Annotated in this window: 13 protein-coding genes and 1 pseudogene; 8 read left to right on the forward strand and 6 right to left on the reverse strand. The window is 67.5% G+C overall.

Translation table 11 applies throughout. The features are described 5' to 3' along the window. Nucleotides 1-17 precede the first annotated feature (17 nt). Complete coding sequence (locus tag Asi02nite_RS27410) at nt 18-1,826, forward strand: S9 family peptidase (RefSeq protein ID WP_203716807.1); 1,809 nt, start codon at nt 18-20, stop codon at nt 1,824-1,826. Between the two features lie 241 nt (nt 1,827-2,067). On the opposite strand, the gene Asi02nite_RS27415 is transcribed toward Asi02nite_RS27410, so the two are convergent. The 3 genes from Asi02nite_RS27415 to Asi02nite_RS27425 form a co-directional block, all read right to left on the reverse strand. Next, nucleotides 2,068-4,722, reverse strand: a complete 2,655-nt coding sequence (locus Asi02nite_RS27415) for an AfsR/SARP family transcriptional regulator (protein WP_203716808.1) — start codon at nt 4,720-4,722, stop codon at nt 2,068-2,070. Next, nucleotides 4,640-7,138: a lantibiotic dehydratase family protein gene (locus Asi02nite_RS27420; protein ID WP_203716809.1), complete on the reverse strand. Its 2,499-nt coding sequence runs from the start codon at nt 7,136-7,138 to the stop codon at nt 4,640-4,642. Before Asi02nite_RS27420 ends, Asi02nite_RS27415 begins: the two co-directional genes overlap by 83 nt. Before the next feature lie 88 nt (nt 7,139-7,226). Continuing rightward, nucleotides 7,227-7,361, reverse strand: a complete 135-nt coding sequence (locus tag Asi02nite_RS27425) for an FxLD family lanthipeptide (RefSeq protein ID WP_203716810.1) — start codon at nt 7,359-7,361, stop codon at nt 7,227-7,229. Between the two features lie 682 nt (nt 7,362-8,043). Here Asi02nite_RS27425 and Asi02nite_RS27430 point away from each other — a divergent pair. From Asi02nite_RS27430 to Asi02nite_RS27440, 3 genes are all read left to right on the forward strand, one after another. Next, entirely contained in the window at nt 8,044-9,030 is a 987-nt protein-coding gene (locus tag Asi02nite_RS27430) for a hypothetical protein (RefSeq protein ID WP_203716811.1), read from the forward strand. Further along, nucleotides 9,027-9,359, forward strand: a complete 333-nt coding sequence (locus tag Asi02nite_RS27435; RefSeq protein WP_203716812.1) for a PPC domain-containing DNA-binding protein — start codon at nt 9,027-9,029, stop codon at nt 9,357-9,359. The genes Asi02nite_RS27430 and Asi02nite_RS27435 overlap by 4 nt, the downstream gene beginning before the upstream one ends. Nucleotides 9,360-9,601: 242 nt before the next feature. After that, nucleotides 9,602-9,988 carry an NUDIX hydrolase gene (locus Asi02nite_RS27440; protein ID WP_203716831.1) on the forward strand — a complete coding sequence of 129 codons (387 nt, stop codon included), beginning with the start codon at nt 9,602-9,604 and terminating at the stop codon, nt 9,986-9,988. A gap of 15 nt (nt 9,989-10,003) precedes the next feature. Here Asi02nite_RS27440 and Asi02nite_RS27445 read toward each other — a convergent pair. Then, nucleotides 10,004-11,211, reverse strand: a pseudogene (locus Asi02nite_RS27445) (IS3 family transposase). A 152-nt stretch (nt 11,212-11,363) separates the two neighbouring features. Here Asi02nite_RS27445 and Asi02nite_RS27450 point away from each other — a divergent pair. Further along, a complete protein-coding gene (locus Asi02nite_RS27450) occupies nt 11,364-11,813 on the forward strand; it encodes a hypothetical protein (RefSeq protein ID WP_239127147.1) in 450 nt (149 codons plus the stop codon). A gap of 134 nt (nt 11,814-11,947) precedes the next feature. On the opposite strand, the gene Asi02nite_RS27455 is transcribed toward Asi02nite_RS27450, so the two are convergent. Further along, a complete protein-coding gene (locus Asi02nite_RS27455) occupies nt 11,948-12,523 on the reverse strand; it encodes a hypothetical protein (protein WP_203716813.1) in 576 nt (191 codons plus the stop codon). A gap of 255 nt (nt 12,524-12,778) precedes the next feature. Further along, nucleotides 12,779-13,204 (reverse strand): hypothetical protein, encoded by a 426-nt coding sequence (locus Asi02nite_RS27460; RefSeq protein ID WP_203716814.1) that lies wholly within the window; start codon nt 13,202-13,204, stop codon nt 12,779-12,781. A 1,189-nt stretch (nt 13,205-14,393) separates the two neighbouring features. Here Asi02nite_RS27460 and Asi02nite_RS27465 point away from each other — a divergent pair. The 3 genes from Asi02nite_RS27465 to Asi02nite_RS27475 all read left to right on the forward strand — a co-directional run bounded on the left by Asi02nite_RS27465 (nt 14,394) and on the right by Asi02nite_RS27475 (nt 18,042). Beyond that, nucleotides 14,394-16,709, forward strand: a complete 2,316-nt coding sequence (locus Asi02nite_RS27465; protein WP_203716815.1) for a helicase-associated domain-containing protein — start codon at nt 14,394-14,396, stop codon at nt 16,707-16,709. A gap of 773 nt (nt 16,710-17,482) precedes the next feature. After that, nucleotides 17,483-17,731 carry a hypothetical protein gene (locus Asi02nite_RS27470; protein ID WP_203716816.1) on the forward strand — a complete coding sequence of 83 codons (249 nt, stop codon included), beginning with the start codon at nt 17,483-17,485 and terminating at the stop codon, nt 17,729-17,731. Then, nucleotides 17,728-18,042 (forward strand): type II toxin-antitoxin system PemK/MazF family toxin, encoded by a 315-nt coding sequence (locus tag Asi02nite_RS27475; RefSeq protein ID WP_275410393.1) that lies wholly within the window; start codon nt 17,728-17,730, stop codon nt 18,040-18,042. Before Asi02nite_RS27470 ends, Asi02nite_RS27475 begins: the two co-directional genes overlap by 4 nt. Nucleotides 18,043-18,121: the final 79 nt, after the last annotated feature.

Below are 18,121 nucleotides of genomic sequence, written 5' to 3' on the forward strand. Positions count from 1 at the left end.
TTACTAGAATCCGTTTCATGGCTGCCTACCGTGACTACCAGCCCGCGCTGAGGTTCCTGCCGACCCTGTCGATCGCGTCGGACAGCGACCGGATCGCGTTCGTCGACGACAGCGACGGAGGCCAGTTCAACCTCGCGGTTCGGCGAATCTCCTCGGCTGGCACGCGCCGGTTGACTCGGTACCTCGAGTCCGCGGTCCGTGAGGTGGCGTGGCACCCGGCCGGGGAGTGGCTCATCTTTCTCGCAGACGAGAAAGGCAACGAGGTCACCCAGCTCTACCGCGTGGGCGCCGACGGCGGCGAGCCCCTGAAGCTCACTGACAACCCTGGCGTGCAGTACGCCCTTGCCCTGGGTGATCCGCTTTCTCCCGACGGGAACTGGGTTGCTTATTGTGGGAACGAGCGCAGCCCGGCCGACCAGGACGTGCTGGTGCTGGATACGCGTACTGGTGAGTCCCGCCGGCTCGACGTGGGCAGCGGACGCGTTTTCCCTGGTTACTGGTCACCCGATGGCGCCAAGCTCAGCGTTGCCGAATGGCGCACCACCAACAGCGACCACCTGGTCTACGTCGTCCCCATCGACGGCGGGCCCGCGACGCTGCTGACGCCGCGGGATGAGGTGGCGACGTACGGGTTGGGCCCGTGGATGCCTGACGGCAGCGGCTTCTTTGTGCTGACCAACGCGGGACGGCAGTTCACCGGCCTGGCGTTGATGGACGCCGCGACCGGCCAGCTGAACTGGATAGACACGCCGGAGTGGGACGTCGAAGAGGTCTCCTTGTCGGCCGACGGTCGAACTCTGGCATGGAACATCAACGTCGACGGCTATTCGCACCTGCGAGCGCGGGACCTTGCCACCGGCCAAGACCTCGCCCTTCCCGCTCTGCCGGGGGCGGCAACCGGTCTGACGATCTCCCCGAATGGCCGCTGCGTTGTGCTGCGTGTGTCCACTCCGACGCAGCCGTGGAACCTCGCCGTGATCGGCCTCGAGACCGGGAAACTCACGTGGTTGAGCGACGCCCGCCCGACTGCTGCCGACCCGGGCACCTTCATCGAGCCGACCCTGATCCGCTACCCGGCCCGGGACGGCCAGATCGTTCCGGGCTACCTGTACCGACCGAAGCGCGACGAGCCGGCCGGGGTTCTCATCATGATCCATGGTGGTCCGGCCTGGCAGGAGCGTCCGGGCTACCAGTACGACGGCTTCTATCAGTACCTGGCTGGTAACGGCATTGCGGTGCTCGCCCCCAATGTGCGGGGATCTCTGGGATACGGCCGTGCCTACTCAGACCAGGTCAACCGAGACTGGGGTGGCGGCGACCTGCTCGACCTCGCCGACGCCGTGGCGTTTCTGCGTGGCCTCGGCTGGGTCGATCCGGCGCGTATCGCGGTCATGGGCAGCTCGTATGGCGGGTTCGCGGTGCTGTCCTGCCTGAGCCGGCTACCCGAACTGGACTGGGCCGCTGGCGTTGACATCTGCGGGCCCAGCAACCTTGTCACCCTGGCCAAGAAGTCACCGCCGACCTGGAGGTCGCTGGTCGCCGCGGTGATCGGGGATCCCGATGCCGACGCGGAGCGATTGATGGATCGCTCGCCGGTGACGTACGCAGACCAGATCCGGGCGCCGTTGCTGGTCATCCAGGGCGCCAACGACCCGCGCGTGCCGAAGGCTGAAAGCGACCAGATCGTGGCGCGGCTACGCGACCGAGGGCTTGAGGTGCGTTACGAGGTCTTCCCGGACGAGGGTCACGGCTTTATTCGGAGGGAAAACCAGGCGACGGCGTACTCCGACGCCGGCGAGTTTCTGATCAAGCATCTGACCAGTTGACGGCCGCATCCTTCGGGGGTGCAGCGGCGTGCACCTCAGCCAGCCTATTTGGGCGAGGCGCACCAGTCGCAGCCCTGGCCTGCCTGAATGCGCTCGTTACCTTCCGCAGCCATCTGGGGTGCCGCCGCGGCCACTGCGAGGGCGATTGCCGCGAGTACAGCGGCGATTCTTCTCGACAACATAGCCTCCTCATTCCGCGCTAACAGACCAGCGTCGATGTTAGCGCATGCTGCGGCGAAGGCTAGCCGTTCGGGAACAGCTCTTCGATCGTTTGCTGGACTCTCGCCTCCACGATTGACGAGTTGGTCTGTCGTACGAGGTGCAGAGCCTCGGTCAGATCAGCGTGTGCCCGTTCCCTTTTGCCGGATCGGTAGTGGCAGATGCCCAGCCCGCGCAGCGCCTGCGCTTGGCCGTGCCGGTCGCCAAAGGTGCGGGCGGTCGCCAGCACTTCGGCGAACAATGGCTCGGCCTTCTCGTGAGCGTCCCGCCGTAGCAGCAACATGCCGTACCAGAAGAGGGCTTGGGCGAGCCCGAGCGGCGGCGAGCCGATCTCCCGGTAGATCGACAGGGACCGGGCCAGATGCGTGTCGGCGGCCACGTCGTCGCCGAGATCCATGGACGCCTGCCCGAGACCGCGGAGGACGAAGGCGACACCGCCGCGGTCCCCGGCTGCTTCGAGACCGTCGATCGCGGTCGCGTACTGCAACAGAGCTTCCTCCGGCCGCCGCTGGAAACGGTGGATCATCGCAAGGTAGGCGGTGATGACCGCCTGACCGTGGTCGTCGCCGGCCCGCTTGAACAGCTGCGCGGCCTGGACGAACATGTCCTTGGCCTGGTCCATCTCTTGGCGGTCGGTGTGCAGCATCCCGAACCGGTACAGGGTCGCCGCCTGTCCGCGAATGTCGTCGGACCGCCGGGTGGCGGTTAAGGCGATGTCGAGCGTATGCGACCAGTCGTCGTAAAGATGGTGCATCGCGAATAGGGGTGACGAGGTGCAGGCGAGGTCCCATGCCACACCGCTCAGGCCTTCCTTCGCCGACCACTCGACGAGGCGGATGATCACCGGCCGCTCGGCGTCGAACCATTCCATGAGACTGGCGGGCGAGCTCCTGATTTGGGGGTCATCGATCGCCTGCCGCGGGCTCGAACTATGCATGGTCAGGCTGTCTTGGCCGTACATTGCGTTGAACAACCGGTCCAAGGTTGACAGAGCGGCGCCGTACACGCGGACCTTCGCCTCGTCGACCAGGTCTGCCCGGTCATCCCGTTCCTTGGCGAACAGCCTTACCAGGTCGTGCAAACGGTATCGCGCTTGATTACTGTTCGCGGGCCCGGCGAAGTCGAGCAGCTGAGCATCGATCAGCTCTTCCAACGCTTCCTCAGCCGCGGCAGCGGAACTGCCGAGCAAAGCAGACGCCAGCCAAATACTCGTCTCGACCGTGTCCGTGCCGCCGAGCAGCCGCAGCAGAATCTGTGCCTGCGGGCTCAAGCTCCGGTAACTCAGCTCGATACTTGCCCGCACGTCCAAGTGGCCGTATGACAGGCGGTCGAGGCGGCTGCGCTCGTCGGACAGCAGCTTGGACAGCTTCTCCATCGTCCAGTGGGGTTTGGCGGCAAGCCTGGAACCCGCGATCCGGATTGCCAGCGGAAGATGACCGCACCACCGGACAAGTTCTTGGCTCGCGTCCGCTTCTCGACTGACGCGCGCGGTCCCAGCGATGCGCGCCAGAAGCTCGATTGCCTCCGCAGAGTCCATGACCTCGAGTGCGACGGTCTCGGCACCGACGGCGGCGCCGAGACGGGTCCGGCTGGTCACGATGACCGCGCAACTGCCGCTACCCGGGATCAGTGGCAGGATCTGCTCCTCGTCCACGGCGTTGTCCAGCAGGACGATCAGCCGGCGGTCGGCGAGCAGCCCTCGGTAGAGGTCGACTCGCCCGTCGAGCGTGGCCGGCAGTGATAGGCCGTCGACACCAAGGGCACGAAGGAAACGGTCCAGCACCTGACCAGGTTGATCCGGGCGACCGGTGTCGATGCCGTGCAGGTTGGCGTAAAGCTGCCCGTCGGGGAACTCATTGGACAATGCGTGCGCGACGTGGATGCTCAACGCGGTCTTCCCGGCCCCGGCTGGGCCGGTGACTGCGGCGACTCGAGCCGATACGCTCTCGCGGACAAGGATTCCGCGCAGCTCGGCGGTCTCGCGGGAACGACCGGAGAAGTCGGCGACGTCAGCGGGAAGAGTGCGCGGGACGGCTGCAGGAAAGGTGTCGGCTGGTTCGCTGCTGATGGCCTGCAACGCGGGGATTTCGCCGCGGACGACAGCGACGTGTAGTGACTGAAGCTCGGTGGACGGGTCGGTGCCCAGCTCATCGCGTAGCCAACGCCGAAGCTTGTCGAAAGCCTGCAGCGCCTCGGCGCTGCGCCCAGATCGGGCGAGCGCGAGCATCAGATGACCGACCAGGCGCTCGCGCGTTGGATGAGCCCTCGCGAGCTCTCCCAGCTCGTCAACGATTGCCAGGTGGTTTCCAAGCCGCAACTCGATGTCGAACAGCTCCTCTGTTGCGGTAAGCCGCAGCTCCTCCAGCCCTTGGCCCAGCGCCGCACGTGAGTTCGGATGTAGCCATCCATCGAGGACCGGCCCACGCCACAGCGACAGCGCGGAGCGCACCAACGCCCTCGCCTGCTCGTCGGAGACGGCATCGCGAACGGCAGCCACATCGTCGCGAAACCGGTGAGCATCGACCCGGTCAGGCGGCGCTTCGAGGACGTAGCCGCTGCCGCTGGTCAGAAGCCGGATACCCGCGTCCGGTTGATCAACTGCCGCCAGCGTCGCCCGTACTTCGGAGATCCGGCTCTGCAATACCGCCCGCGCCCTCGACGGCGTCACCGTAGTCATCAGTGTGCAGGCGAAGCCGCAGATGCGGGACCGGATGTCGCAGACGCACGAACCACCACGACGGCGGCTCGTCCCATTCGGCGAGCAGCGACGCCAGCTCGCGCGTCAGCAGCGTGTCCATCATGAACGGATCGCCCGTGAGTGACGCTGACACCAAGCCGCAAGAGCCTGGGATCATCGGCTGGGCAGGCGCGGGCGGGGGCCACGTCGACCGGGCGACGACCGCGGCAGGCGGCGGGGCGGGCGCGACGGTCGAGGCGACCGGCACCACGACCTCGTGTGCCCGGCCGGACAGCCAACCGAAGTCGTCCCGGCCGGCCGCCTCCACGACCGTGACAGCCCCCGGTCTGCTGTGCAGGTGAGCACGCAGGAGTGCCCGGTCCATCGCGTGATCCAGGTTGAGGCGAAGCCGCTGATCGCCGTGGCCGATGTGAACCCACCTTGGCAGGCCCAGCCGCTGACGTAACGCATCGAGGGCAGCCGACCACTCGGCCTCTGCCACCTGCATGTCGGGCAGGGAGCCCGGTTCGAGTCGCCATCGCGCGGGGGTGAGCAGGATTCGTCCATATCGCAACGCGGGTAGGAACGGCAGGCACGCGGCCGTTCCCCAGGTGAAGGGGGTGAGCCGCGCATCAGTGGCCCGTGGCAACTCGACAAGAAACCGGGCGATCAGCGGCATCGTATGCACCGCGGCGGCATGCGCCACCGTCGGTTCGACCACCCGCCGACGCGACATCGACACCAGAACAAGCCGATCGACGCCTGCCGCAACCCCGAGATCATCAACACCGATCGCGCCCACCGCCGGCGGTCGATACTCGCCGACCGAGATCAGCCATGGCAGTACCTGCCTGCCGCGCAGAACGTTCTGCGAGCGCAGGTTATGCGGAGGGAAGCTCACCTGCGCCGGCATCGCCCCTTGAACGGCCACCGGTAATCCGACGAACTCCCGGACCATCCTCTCCTGGTCGGCGGTGGGCAGCAGATCAAGGAACCGTCCTGATGTCGCGAGCGCCGAGCGGCCCATCCCGGCCACCGCGACGGTGTACCGCCCGGCTGTGATCGCGTCCAACGACGCCGCCCGTATCTCTGCCGAGACATCAACGTGTGCGCTGACGCGGTGACCATGGCCGTCGGCGCCGGCCAGCGCCAGCACGGCCGCGTCATCGAGTACGACCTCGCGTACGCCGTCGATCGACGCCTGCTGTGCCAGCGCCAGCAACCGCTCGTCTCGAGCCGACACGGATGGCGCGGCCTGGTCGGTCGGTGCGTGAAAATGCGCCGGGTACCCCAGACCGGTGACGGCATCGACCACCTCCGCCACAGGGACGACAGCGGCCATCCCGTAACGGTCGACGAACCTCGAGCGATAGGCACGCCACTGCGGCCGACCCGTCGGGTCCGGCGTCAACCGTCGCAGGACCTCCGCCGCCACCACGACGTCGGCGGCAACCTGTTCGGGAAGCGTGACGCGATCGGCAACCCGCAGATCAACCGCAAGCGGCTGGTCGATGCTGTTCAAGCCGTGCATCTGCTCGGCAAGGGAACGCAGTTCGGCAGGGCGCACGACGCGCGCTTCGCCCTTGGCGGCCAGCGATCTCAGTGGAATGGGCCGCTGGCTGTGGCGGTCGTCAGCCTCATACCCGTCGAGGTGGCTGAGGAGATGACCGATGGGGTCGGTGCAGGTCGACGGCGGCCGCAGGTTGGACACCAGCACTCCATGATAGACAAGATCGGCGACCAGCATCTGCACGGACTTGTCCGGGGATCGGGGAAAGGCGGCGGCGATCGTGTCGACCAAGTCCGACCATGCCATCGGTGCGGCGGCTGACGACAGCGCCAACTGCACGGCTGGCGTGTACCTGACCGAGCAGCTGCTCTCCGCCTGCACCGACGCGTGCGGTCGTCGTAGCACGACGACGCGCCCTCCCTGAACAACAGCCAGGCTGTTGGACTGAACGCGCAGACGGCGACGAACCTCGGGATCGGCCTCAAGTCGCTGGACCAACGAGGCGAGCCAGGCCGCATCCGGCCGCACCCGCGTAGCCACCACGCCGGCGGAGCTGACTGCGACGGCCGTGCCAAAACGTAGTGCCGAGACGCCCGAGAACAGCCCGAACGGTGTCGACCGTCGCTGAGCCCGCACCACATAGCGGGCCACCGACAGCGCCACCCGCCAAAGGCGATCCACGTCTTGCTCCGCGCCCGAGCAAGCTGCCTCCACCCGGGAGGCGAGCTGCGGGCTGCCGGCCCAGATGGCATCGGCCAACCCACCGGTGGACCACATCGCACGAAGCCAGCTGACAATTGCCGTGGCGTCGCCGCAACGCGGCCAGGCGGTCGGCTCATCCGGCCAGCGATGAGCGGAGATGCGGATCGTCGCGGCATCGACCCGTCGAAAACCGGTGACGCTCACCGTCGGCACCTCCTTGATCGTCGGTGTTTGAGGAAGGTGCCGGCCCGGTCGGGTTCGGGTCGCCGAGCGGGCCGGCACGCGCGTGGGACTAGCAGTCGCTGCCCCTCACCGTGTCGCAGCCGTCGTCCGTGCTGGACAGCAACGCTGCGGTCGCGGGGCCTTCTGTGACGATCTGCACGTCGAGTTCGAACGGGTCGCTACCGTCGTCGAGGTGGTCATTCATGCTTTCCCTCCCAGCGGATTCGAGGTGACGGGCGGGTAGCCCCCGTGGCTACCGGCGCGATGACGATGTGCCGCAAACGAGACGCGAACGAATCTTGCGAAGGCCGTGTAGAGGTCGTGTCGATAGGCAAGAACTGGCATGGATCCCCGCCATCACCCGGGACAGCCACACCTGATCCACACGAGCACCTGCGCATGGCATGGTCAGCGTTTCCACGACGACACCCGCACGACCCTGCCGAACGGATAGGCCGCGACTCGCGCCTGCATCGGAGCTCAACCCGCGACATTCGAAGAAGGCGGACGTGGCGATGCGGTGTCCCTCCCCACTGCCAAACGTGGCCGCGAATAAGCGTGGCCGGCGACGATCTAGCCAATCCGCCATTTCCGTCTCCCCGGGTGTGATGGCGCAGCCGGGGCGTATCGACACGTCCCAGGCACTGGCCTACCGTGTGAACTGGACAGACCACGAAACGGGGCCGCGGCGCCGCACGGTTCGTTCGACTCACCGCGCGACGCTGTATAGCGCCCGCCCCGTGCTCCTACGTTCGAGGGTGACGTTTGCGTCACCCGCAGTCAGCAGCAACGGGTGCCGCAAGAAAGTTGCGGCAAGGGACGGAAGGCATGGACAGCGGTCAGCAGCTGAGGCACGCACGCCGGGCAGCGAATCTCACGCTTCCCAGGTGGCGGCCATTGGCGAGGTGTCCGCCAGCCACCTGTCCCGGATCGAAAACGGCGAGCGCGCCGTCTCGCCGGCAACCGTCGCGCTCTACCAACGAGCAGTAAACGAAGCCCTGGGCGAAGCCGCGTCGCCTACCTTTAGCGCCGTGAGGCGTAAAGACTTTCTCGCCCTGGCCGGCGCCACAGTGGCCGGAGCGGTTGCGGCCGGCCCAGCGACAGGGCCCGACGCGGACGAGTGCGCGGACTGGCTCGCCTGGGAGACCTGGACAGCCGGACGCGACCTACACGAAACGGAGATCCCGGCGGACCGACGGCCGGGACTGTCACTGCTCGTACGGCGCCGCAGGGTCGTGCGGACCGCAGCCGGGCTTATCCGGTTCCCACATCCCGGCCTCGTGGACTTCCACATCGGGCGGCGCGTCTTCGACGGCGTCGCCGCGGGCTCCTCGGCCACACTCGAAACGGCACAGACAACGCACGCGACCGACCTCGTGATCCGCGAATTCGTCGAACACGACCCGCGAGCGGTCGCAGCCCTGAACCGATGGATGACCGACGGCGGTACCGATGTCCTGCGGGTCAACGCGGCCGGCATCCTCGCAAAGGTCGCGGCTCCTGACATCGCAGACCGGGTAATCGCGGCTCTACGGGTCGACTCCGCCGCGCGCACGCTCTACCTGACCGCCGTCGCAAGCCGGGTCCTGGCCATGCCCTGGGACGCCGCCACGAAGCTCGCCAGCGGAACGCAAGCGCCGCCTCACGACTCGGCAACCCGACTTTCCGGCGAGCTGCGCAATCCGCGTGACGCCGCCGCGCGCTGGTGCTCAGCGGTGCTGCTCCACCAAACCGGCGAAGCCGCCGCCGAACCCGTGAAGGCGGCCGTCGCAGACGCCCTCCGTACCGAGGCGTCGCCCGAGAATCTCCGGACCATGGCCGCCCTTCTCGCCGGCGCCGACCCCATCACGACGACGAACGGGAGGCGACCATGATCCTGATCGAGGTCGGCGCAGGCCAAGAGGTCATCCGGACCCTGACAGACGAGGTCGCCGCGCAAGGCATCCGCAACGGCGCCATCGTGTCCCTGATCGGGGCCCTCGAGGGGTGCGCGATCTCGACCATGGCGGCCGACGACTACGCAAAAGACATCGTCACCGAGTACACCGAACCCATGGAGCTGACCGGGACCGGCGAGATCCGCGACGGAGCGGTACACGTCCACGTCGTACTAGGCCGACAAGGCGACGAAGCCAAGGCCGGACACCTGCACTGGGGCAACGTCGACCACTTCTTCGTCAACGCCTACGTCCTGCCCTTGTAAGCCGAGCGCCGGGAACGGATCCAGCGGCAGAAGAGTGTGCGCCTCACGCGGCCCATAGATTGACTTCCTCTATGGAGATCAGGAGCACGGAATGTCCTGCTGAGCTCGTAGCGCCGGTCAATCAAGTGACGGATTGTCAAGGCGCCCCCGCCTGCGGCGACGGCTACCGCGTCGTCGCCGTGTTACGGTCCGCTCACAGCCGGCCGCAGGAGGCGACCATGTACCGGCCCCACGCCTTTCCGGTGTCCGTCAAAGGCGTCTGCGTCCGCGACGGTCGAGTTCTGCTGCTCCGCAACGAGCGCGAGGAATGGGAGCTGCCCGGCGGCAAGCTCGAACTGGGCGAGGACCCGGCCGCCTGCGTCGGCCGTGAGATCAGCGAGGAGACCGGCTGGGCGGTGCGGGTCGGTCCGATCCTCGACTCTTGGCAGTACCACATCCGCGACGGCGTGGACGTGCTGATCGCGACCTACGGCTGCTTCGTCGACGACGACTCCCCTATCACCGTCAGCTCCGAACACAAGGAAGCCCGCCTGTTCACCGCCAACGAGATCCCGGGCCTGCCCATGCCCGAGCAGTACCGGCACTCGGTCCACGACTGGTTCGCCAGGCTGGAGGGCCTTGACCCCTGATCTTGGACACGGGGTTTATGCGGCTGGCGCCAGCGTAGTCGGCGTGGGTCGGGTGCTGTTCTCGTAGGTGATCGGGGATTGCTGTCCGAGTCGGGAGTGGCGGCGGACGGTGTTGTAGCGGTGGAGCCAGCGGAACGCGGTGAGTCGGGCTTCGCGTTCGTCGGTGAAGGCGCGGCGGCCTTGTAGGGTCTCGCGTTTGAAGGTGGCGTTGAACGACTCCGCGAGGGCGTTGTCGGCGCTGCTGCCGACCTTGCTCATCGATTGCCGGACCCCGGCCGCCGCGCAGGCGGCAGCGAATGCCTTCGATGTGTATTGGGCTCCGTGGTCGCTGTGGAAGATCGCTCCGTCGAGGCTGCCCCGGGTCCGCGCGGCGGCGGTGAGGGCGTCAACGACCAGGTCGGTGCGCATGTGGTCGGCGATCGCCCAGCCGGCGAGGCGCCGGGAGTGCAGGTCGATGACGGTGGCCAGGTAGAGGAACCCGTGATCGCCGACCGGCAGATAGGTGATGTCACCGACGTAGCGCTGGTTGATCGCTGCGGCGGTGAAGTCCCTTTTGATCAGGTCCGGGGCCTTGACCGCGGCCGGATCCGGGATGGTGGTCTGCACCCGCCGGCGTAGCCGCAGGCCGCGGATGCGGTAGCGGCGCATCACCCGCGCGACCTTCTTGGGGTTGACCAGCACGCCCTCGTCGTGCAGCTCGGCGGTGACCCTTGGCGCGCCGTAGGTGCCGTCATGCGCCGCCCGGACCGCCCGGATCCGGACCGCCAGAGCCGCGTCGGCCGCCTCTCGTGCGGCCCGGTCGGGTGCGGTGGCCTTCCAGTAGTAGAAGCTCGAACGGGCGACCCCGACGAGCTGGCACAACCGCTTCACGCCGTAGCGTGCCTGGTGATCAGCGACGAACTGGAAGCGGTTCACCAGCGCGTCTCCCCGGCGAAATACCGGGCTGCCTTACGCAGGATGTCCCGTTCTTCCTCCAGCTCACGGACCCGACGGCGCAACGCGGCGTTCTCTTCCTCGACCATGCCGGCCGGCTGCGTCCCCGCCGACGTCGCCGGGCGGGCAGCCTCGCCGCGCCTCTAGTCATCGAGCCGGACCCAGCTCCGCAGCGTCTCGCGGTTGACGCCCAGGTCATCGGCGATCTGCGCGATCGTCGCGCCCGGCCGGGACCGGTACAACGCCACCGCATCAGCCTTGAACTCGGCCGGATAGTGCTTGTTCACCATGGTGTTCCAGGACTCCTGATCTCCCAGGACCTCACGATCCCAGGTTCAAGTGTCCAAGATCAGGGGGCAACTCCCGGAGACACCGGTGAACGGATAGCCCTGCGCTGCCATGCCTGCGGCACCGTCGTCGACGAACCTGGTGGCGTGCCGTTGTGCCAAGCCTGCGCCGCGATCATGGGCAGCCCTCGGGAGCCTGCGCGCGCTGTCTCGAAACCCTGTGCCTTGCCACCATCGCTCGCCAAGCCGGCTACGGCGCCGCCGCCGTCAACGAGCTGTGGCCGCTGGTCGCCCGGCTCGAAGCCCGCGCCGCCGACGGGATCGCCGACAAGGACATGCTGCTCCTGATCGCCCGCGCACGCGCCGAACTCGGCGTCTCGCTCGGCTACGTCCTGCCGGAGGAGCGAGTAGCGTTCGCTGTTCGCTGGACCGGCCGGGCCCTGCGCGCCGCCGGACACCTCGACGACACCGACCTGCACGCCTACATCCTGCGCGTACACGGCAACGAACTGCGCAAGGCAGGCAGGGTCAACGCAGCCCTGGTCCGACTCGCCCACGCCGTCGCCATCGCCAGCACCGGCCAACGGCCACCGGCACTGGTCTAGCTCGCCCGCACCGCCCAAGACCCCGCCACCTTCAACGCCGCCCTCATCGACCTGCACGCTGGACGCCGAGCACGCCTCGGTGGCCCAGGTACTGCGCCGCCTTGAATGCCAAAAGGGGCCTCGGCTGAACACCGTCACGGAATCCCGGTGCGGTACTTCATCGCTCCGACCTTGCTGCCGAACATGAAGAGCAAGGCCGTGAAGATCTGAACCTGCTGATCGGCAGCCAGGGGTTCCATCATTGGCCGGATGTCCTCCTCATCCAGGTCGCCGGCGCTGCTTGTGCGCTGGTTGAAGATCGTCTTCGCTGTCTCGTGCTCTTCGTCGCTGTACCTCAAGGCATGCAGCTTGCGCAGGTCGAACTCCGGTGGAAGCGGGCGGCGGACCAACTCCATCGGATAGCGGGCCGACATGATCCTCATCGCGGTATTGACCACATGGACGACGATCAGCGGTCCCAGACGCAGGCTCCGGACCATCGCCAGCAACTCGTCGAGCGGGACAACATCCTCCTCGATGCTGATCGGCGTGTCGATGTCATTGTCCAGTCGCTCCATCGCCAGAGCGATGTTCTCAAGCACCTGACCCGGCTGCAGGATCAGCCGGTCACCGTCGCTGATGCTTGCTCGGTGGCGATAGGGGTCCAGCATCTCCCGGACAACCTGCTGATCATCATCGGGCTCCGACCCCGACTTGCCGAACCACTTCATGCGTCACCTCGCTCCTCGTGGTCATCTGATCACGGAGGGAAATATTGTATCGAACCCCACCGATTCTCGGCGAGATCAACTTGGCGCTGCGCATGATGATGCGCTTGAACCCACTAACGGGGTTCTCGACTTCAAGGTCGGCCAGTCCCGCTGAACTGCAGACAGCGTGCAGCGGATCGCCACCGGCGCGGCCGGTGGCCGGAGCAGGCCCCCAGTAGCCCCCAACTTCTCGGTCGCGATCCCCGCGAATCGACTTCAGGCGGTGGCGTACAGGGTGGTGATGCCGTCCGGAGTCGGCCCGGGCAACCAGCGCAGGCCGGTGACGTTGTCTTTGAACTCGACGACCTTGTCGGCCCAGACGAGGGCCTCGGTATCGGTTCCCACGTTCACTCCATCACCGCGGGACAGTGCCCGGACCAACCGCCACCCGTCCGGGTAACGGTGCAGCATGAACTGCTCGCCGCTGAGGAAATCCATAGTGGCCCAGCCGCTGTCCGGCGGCCCGTGTAGAGGATGGGCTTCCCAGCCGATCGTGGTGTCGCCGACCCATGGGCTCGCCCATTGGCGGGCCTGCTCGCCGGTCAGCCGGTCGGCGGTACGGGCCAGCAAAGTGCCGACGAACACATGCTGGGCACCATAGCGCAGCACATAGGTGATGCGCGGCGCGGCCGGAGCCGACATCTCCAGATCGCCCCCCGAGGAAAGTGACCGTCATTTATCCGCACGGTCAGCATGGCAGAGGAATATGACAGAACCTAGCGAGGTGAACGTCGCGCTCGGACAAGTCGCGATAGGAGCTAACCGGCGCCGAGCCGTGCCTTGTCAACACCGCCCGCCCGCCCCACCTCACACCGACACACAACCACTGCCGCGGTCTGGCGGAGTCCTCAGGTTGAAACCAGCTCGGGCTGTTCGGCTGGTGACAGTAAACATCGATACACGGAATCCGCTCGCTTGGGCGGTGTCTCAGGGCGAAGGGAATGCGGTGTTGTTTTAGTCGATTCATTCCGCGGCCCATGATCCACAACCGCACGCCGCGCACCTGCACAAGTCCGCATACCGGCTGCCACCCAGAAACCCGCTACGGCCGGGTCAAACGCCGACGTATACGTCCGCGACCAGGGACAACCGGCCGGACGGTGCGCAGTTGTGGGCCGTATCCCGCCATCGAGATCAACCTGCGCCTCGACCGGTATTCGCCCAGCTCAGGGCCTGTTCCTCGGTGCGCCTGGGGGCGCGTTTCGGGTCTGAAGGTCCTGTCGAGGTGGGGCTCGAACCTGCGCTCGATCCACCGACCAGGATCTATTAGCACCGGGTTCACGGTTGCCGCCGGTTCGCCGCCGAACCTCAGCTGCCCGCGAACGATTTACGTGCACGGATCCGCTGGGAGTTTCAGCCCTGACCGAGACCGAGTGCGACCAGGTCAACGCACCGCTGCCCCACCGCTATACGGCCACTGGCCTGCCGTTCCAGATCGGCGCCAGCCACCCCGAGTGGAATCGGATGTGAACGGATTTGCCAAGTCCGGCCGCTGGCGCCGTCCGGGCGGCGGCACCCGGCTTGGCTGTGTTCGCCGCCGGGCTCGGCCGGGCGCCGGGTTCGGTTCGGTGCGCGCCACCTCAATCCAAATGATGGCCTGTCTGGACCGGCTGAAGCGCTCCGCTGGACCAACAGATCGTTGCTGACCTCGCCGCGGCGGCTGGACGCAGGAAGGGGCCGGCCGATTCTTCGCGACCCCGTGGCACCGCTTGACCCACGCCGGGCTCTGAGGGTCAACGAGGGGTTCTGGCCACTACAGTGCATCCGGGTCAGAACGGACGGAGGCGGCGTGGTCACTGCGGCTTGGTTGAGGCGCCTCGGTGAGGATGGATTGGCGGACCTGCTGCGGCGGCGGCCGGAGGGGTTGGCGGTGCCGCCGCCGGTGTCGTTGGGTGAGCTGGCTGAACGGTTGGCGACGCCGGCTGCGACGATCGCTGCTGTGCGCCGGTTGGACCGTCCGACCTTGCAGGTGGCTGAGGCGTTGGCGGCACTCGGCGGCCGGGCTGAGCGGGCGGTCTTGGACCGGCTGCTCGGCGCCACCACGGACAGCGGACGAGCAAACGTGACGCGTGCGCTGGAAACGCTTCGGGCCAACGCGCTCGTGCTCGATGACGGCGCACAGCAGCTCGTTGCCACCGCCGCAGCGGCTTGGACGCGTCCGCTTGGCCTCGGCGACCCGGTCGCGACGGGCCTAGTATACCTCACCGCCGATAAGCTCCGCAGCATGGCCCGCCATTTGGGTGTCAGCCAGGCTGGTCGCAAGGCCGACATTCTCGGTCACGTGCTCGCCCACCTCCGTGACAGCGAACGGATACGCACCCTCGTCGCTGGGGCTCCGCCCGACGTTCGCGACCTGTTGGAGAAAGCCGCAGCCGGCGATGAGATCGAGTCGGATCCGTTCTACTACAGCTCGTACGGCGGCCGACCGCGAACACCACAAGCCTGGGCGATCGAGCGCGGCCTGCTGGCCCGGACCGCTCAGTCGGGCGGCGAGCTGAGCATGCCTGCCGAGGTCGCGCTGGCGGTACGGGGTTCGGGGTACGCGGCACCGTTCGACGCCGTACCGCCATCCGTCGTGCGGTCGGCGGCTGATCCCACGACGACGGAGCGCGCCGCGGCGGCCTCTGGCGCCGCGATGGTCCGGCTGGTCGCTAATCTTCTGGAGGCGGCGGGCAAAAAGCCGGTGCCCACGCTTCGCACCGGCGGGATCGGCTTGCGAGAGCTGAAGCGGTTGACGAAGGTGCTCGGCTGCGCCGAGCCTGACCTGCGGTTGGGGCTGTCGGTCGCCGCGCACGCCGGGTTGCTGTCGCTGCGGGGCGGGCAGGCGGCACCGACCGCCGACTACGACGGATGGCGAGGGCGAGAGCCGGCCAGCCAGCTCTCCACGCTGCTGACTGCGTGGTGGCGATCGCCGTCCGCGCCGCTGGTTGTCTCTGGCGCCGTCACATCTGACGAGGTTCGTGCCGGCATCGTCGAACTACGTGCCGCCGTCATCGCCGCCGCCGCGGAGCCGGAAGCCACCACCATTGACAACCCTCAAGCCCTGGCCGACCTGGTCATCTGGCGGCAACCGCTCGCGTTCGGCGATCCCGGTACCGCGGCAGACCAGGCCGTCGCCTGCTGGCGGGAAGCCGCTCTGCTGGGCGTGACCGGCGCGGGCGCCGTCACCGCGGCCGGCCATGCGCTGCTCGGCGGTGCGGACGACCTGACCGCTGTACTCGGCGACATCGGCACCACCCAGCACCACGCCCGGCTACAGGCCGACCTCACCGCGGTCGTCTCCGGCAGCCCGGACGCCGCCTTGAGCGCGCTGCTCGACGTGGCCGCCGATCCCGAAACCCGCGGGGTCGCGCGGATGTGGCGGTTCAGCCCGGCCACCGTACGGCGGGCACTCGATGCCGGACACACCGCCAGCAGCCTGCTCGACGCGCTCGCCGACATCTCGGTGGGCGAGCTGCCGCAACCGCTGCGCTACCTGGTCGCCGACGGCGCCCGCCAACACGGCACCGTGCGGGCCAGCGCCGTAGCCTGCTGCCTACGCAGTGAAGACACCGCTCTGCTGAACGAGATCGTCGCGGACCGCCGGCTGCGTGCCCTCGGGCTGCGGCTGCTCGTCCCGACAGTGCTCGCCGCCGATGCCCCGCTACAGGATGTCCTCACCGCGCTCCGCAACGCCGGCTACGCACCGGTTGCCGAAGCCGCCGACGGCACCCCGATCGTGGAACGGGCGATCGACCACCGCGCATCCGCCGACCCGCCCCGCCAAGCACGCGCCAACACCCCCGCAGAAAGCCGGACAGCCAGACCGCGCCAAGCAGCCACCCGCCCTGAGCCTGCCGACCTGGCCCGGCAGCTGCTCGCCGCGCCCGACGAGACACTGATACCGCTCACACCGTCGCTGGAAGCGGTACGCCTGTGCGCGACCCGCCTCACGACGAGCGAAGCGCGAATCCTGGCCCACGCGATCGACCACCGCCAACCAGTGACGATCAGCTACGTCAACCGGGACGGCAACCCCAGCAGGCGCACCATCGACATCATCGAGCTCACCGACGGCTCCCTATTGGCATGGTGCCGCCTCCGCGACGGCGAACGCTGGTTCAACCTCAAACGAATCACCGCCGTCGAACCCGCCAACCCCCCATAATCGAACGGGCACCAGGCCGGGCGGAGCGATGGGCCGGCAACTCAGCGTCGGATCCTGCCGACCCGAACGGCCATCGCCACGAAACCAGTCGAAGGGGTCCTGTCGGTCATGCCACCACCCGACTCCGAGCATGCGATGATCGCGAGCCGCCTGTTCGCGTGCCTCATCAGGCGGGTGGCCGGCAGAACAGGTGCTCCAGGCGGTAGGCGTCAGAATCCCGGGACCGGATGGCGACGGCGGCCGGATTCCCGACATCAGCGTCTGGAGGAAACCGCCCCTTGAAGCGTCTGGTCCGCGGTGATGGACCTGGCGCTCGCGGTCCAGAAACCTGGCCGTCGGACCACGTCGGCTAAGCGCCGTTACCGGCGCGGTGCATCACCGCAACCCGCGATCCGGCCACCGCTGGCAGCAGCGGGTCACCCGCAGCCCCCACAACCGATTTCGCATTCTGCCCCGTCCGGGTCACCCAATGATTTGACCTCGCTCCGCCGTTCTTCGGTCCGGAACCAGTTCGACGCGCGCCACTGAGACGGACAGCAGAACTCCGCTTATCGGCAGTTCGGGAAACCGGCCGGGCTGAACCCCAGCCACGCAATGTGACGGCAACTGCCAACAGGTAGCGCACCCCGATCGGCGGCAAATGCACGCACCGCCCAGTTGTCATTCGACGTGCGCGGCGGTCTGGGGCGATGCTTGCTTCGTCCGCTTATTGACGGTTGGTGTCATTGTCGGCGAGCGGGATGGGCCACCTAGGACGGTGGTAGGATAAAAGTATGACCGTAAAGCTCAGTATCAGCGTCCCCGACGATGTCGCTGCATACCTGCAGAGCCAGGGGAACGCCTCCGCCGCGGTTGTCGATGCCGTGCGCCGCGTCCAGCCGGAGGCCCGTCGCGCCCGACAGCGTGAAGCGGCTCAAACATACGGAGCCTACCTGCGCGAGCGTTCCGCTGCGGACCGCGCCGAGGAGCGGGCACTGATCGAGCAGAGCAACGACATCGCCCTCCGCGACGCGCAGTGGTGAGGCGCGGGCAGGTCTACACGCTGCTGCGCGGCGGTAGTCAGCATCGCGTCCTGGTGATCAGCAACGACGAGTACAACGACGTGGAGGAACTCGCCGTCTGGGCGTTGGCCATCGTGCGCGACGTGCCGCACGCCAACCATCTCACCGTGCGCCTGGCCGCTGGTGATCCACTTTCCGGCGCGTACGTCCGCATTCACAGTGTCGTACAGATCCTGGACCGCACCGCCTTGCGTGAAGACCACGGATTCGTCTCCTACGCCACGATGAACGCCGTTGAGGCCGCGCTCCGCGAATTCTTGGAACTTCCGTAAAGAGGCGAGCACCAGGTTCGGGCTCGTCGGCAGAAGCGGAGGCGGTGTTTGACATTCTGGAACCCATCATGATCCACAC

The organism is Asanoa siamensis, assembly GCF_016862555.1.
Taxonomy (GTDB): domain Bacteria; phylum Actinomycetota; class Actinomycetes; order Mycobacteriales; family Micromonosporaceae; genus Asanoa; species Asanoa siamensis.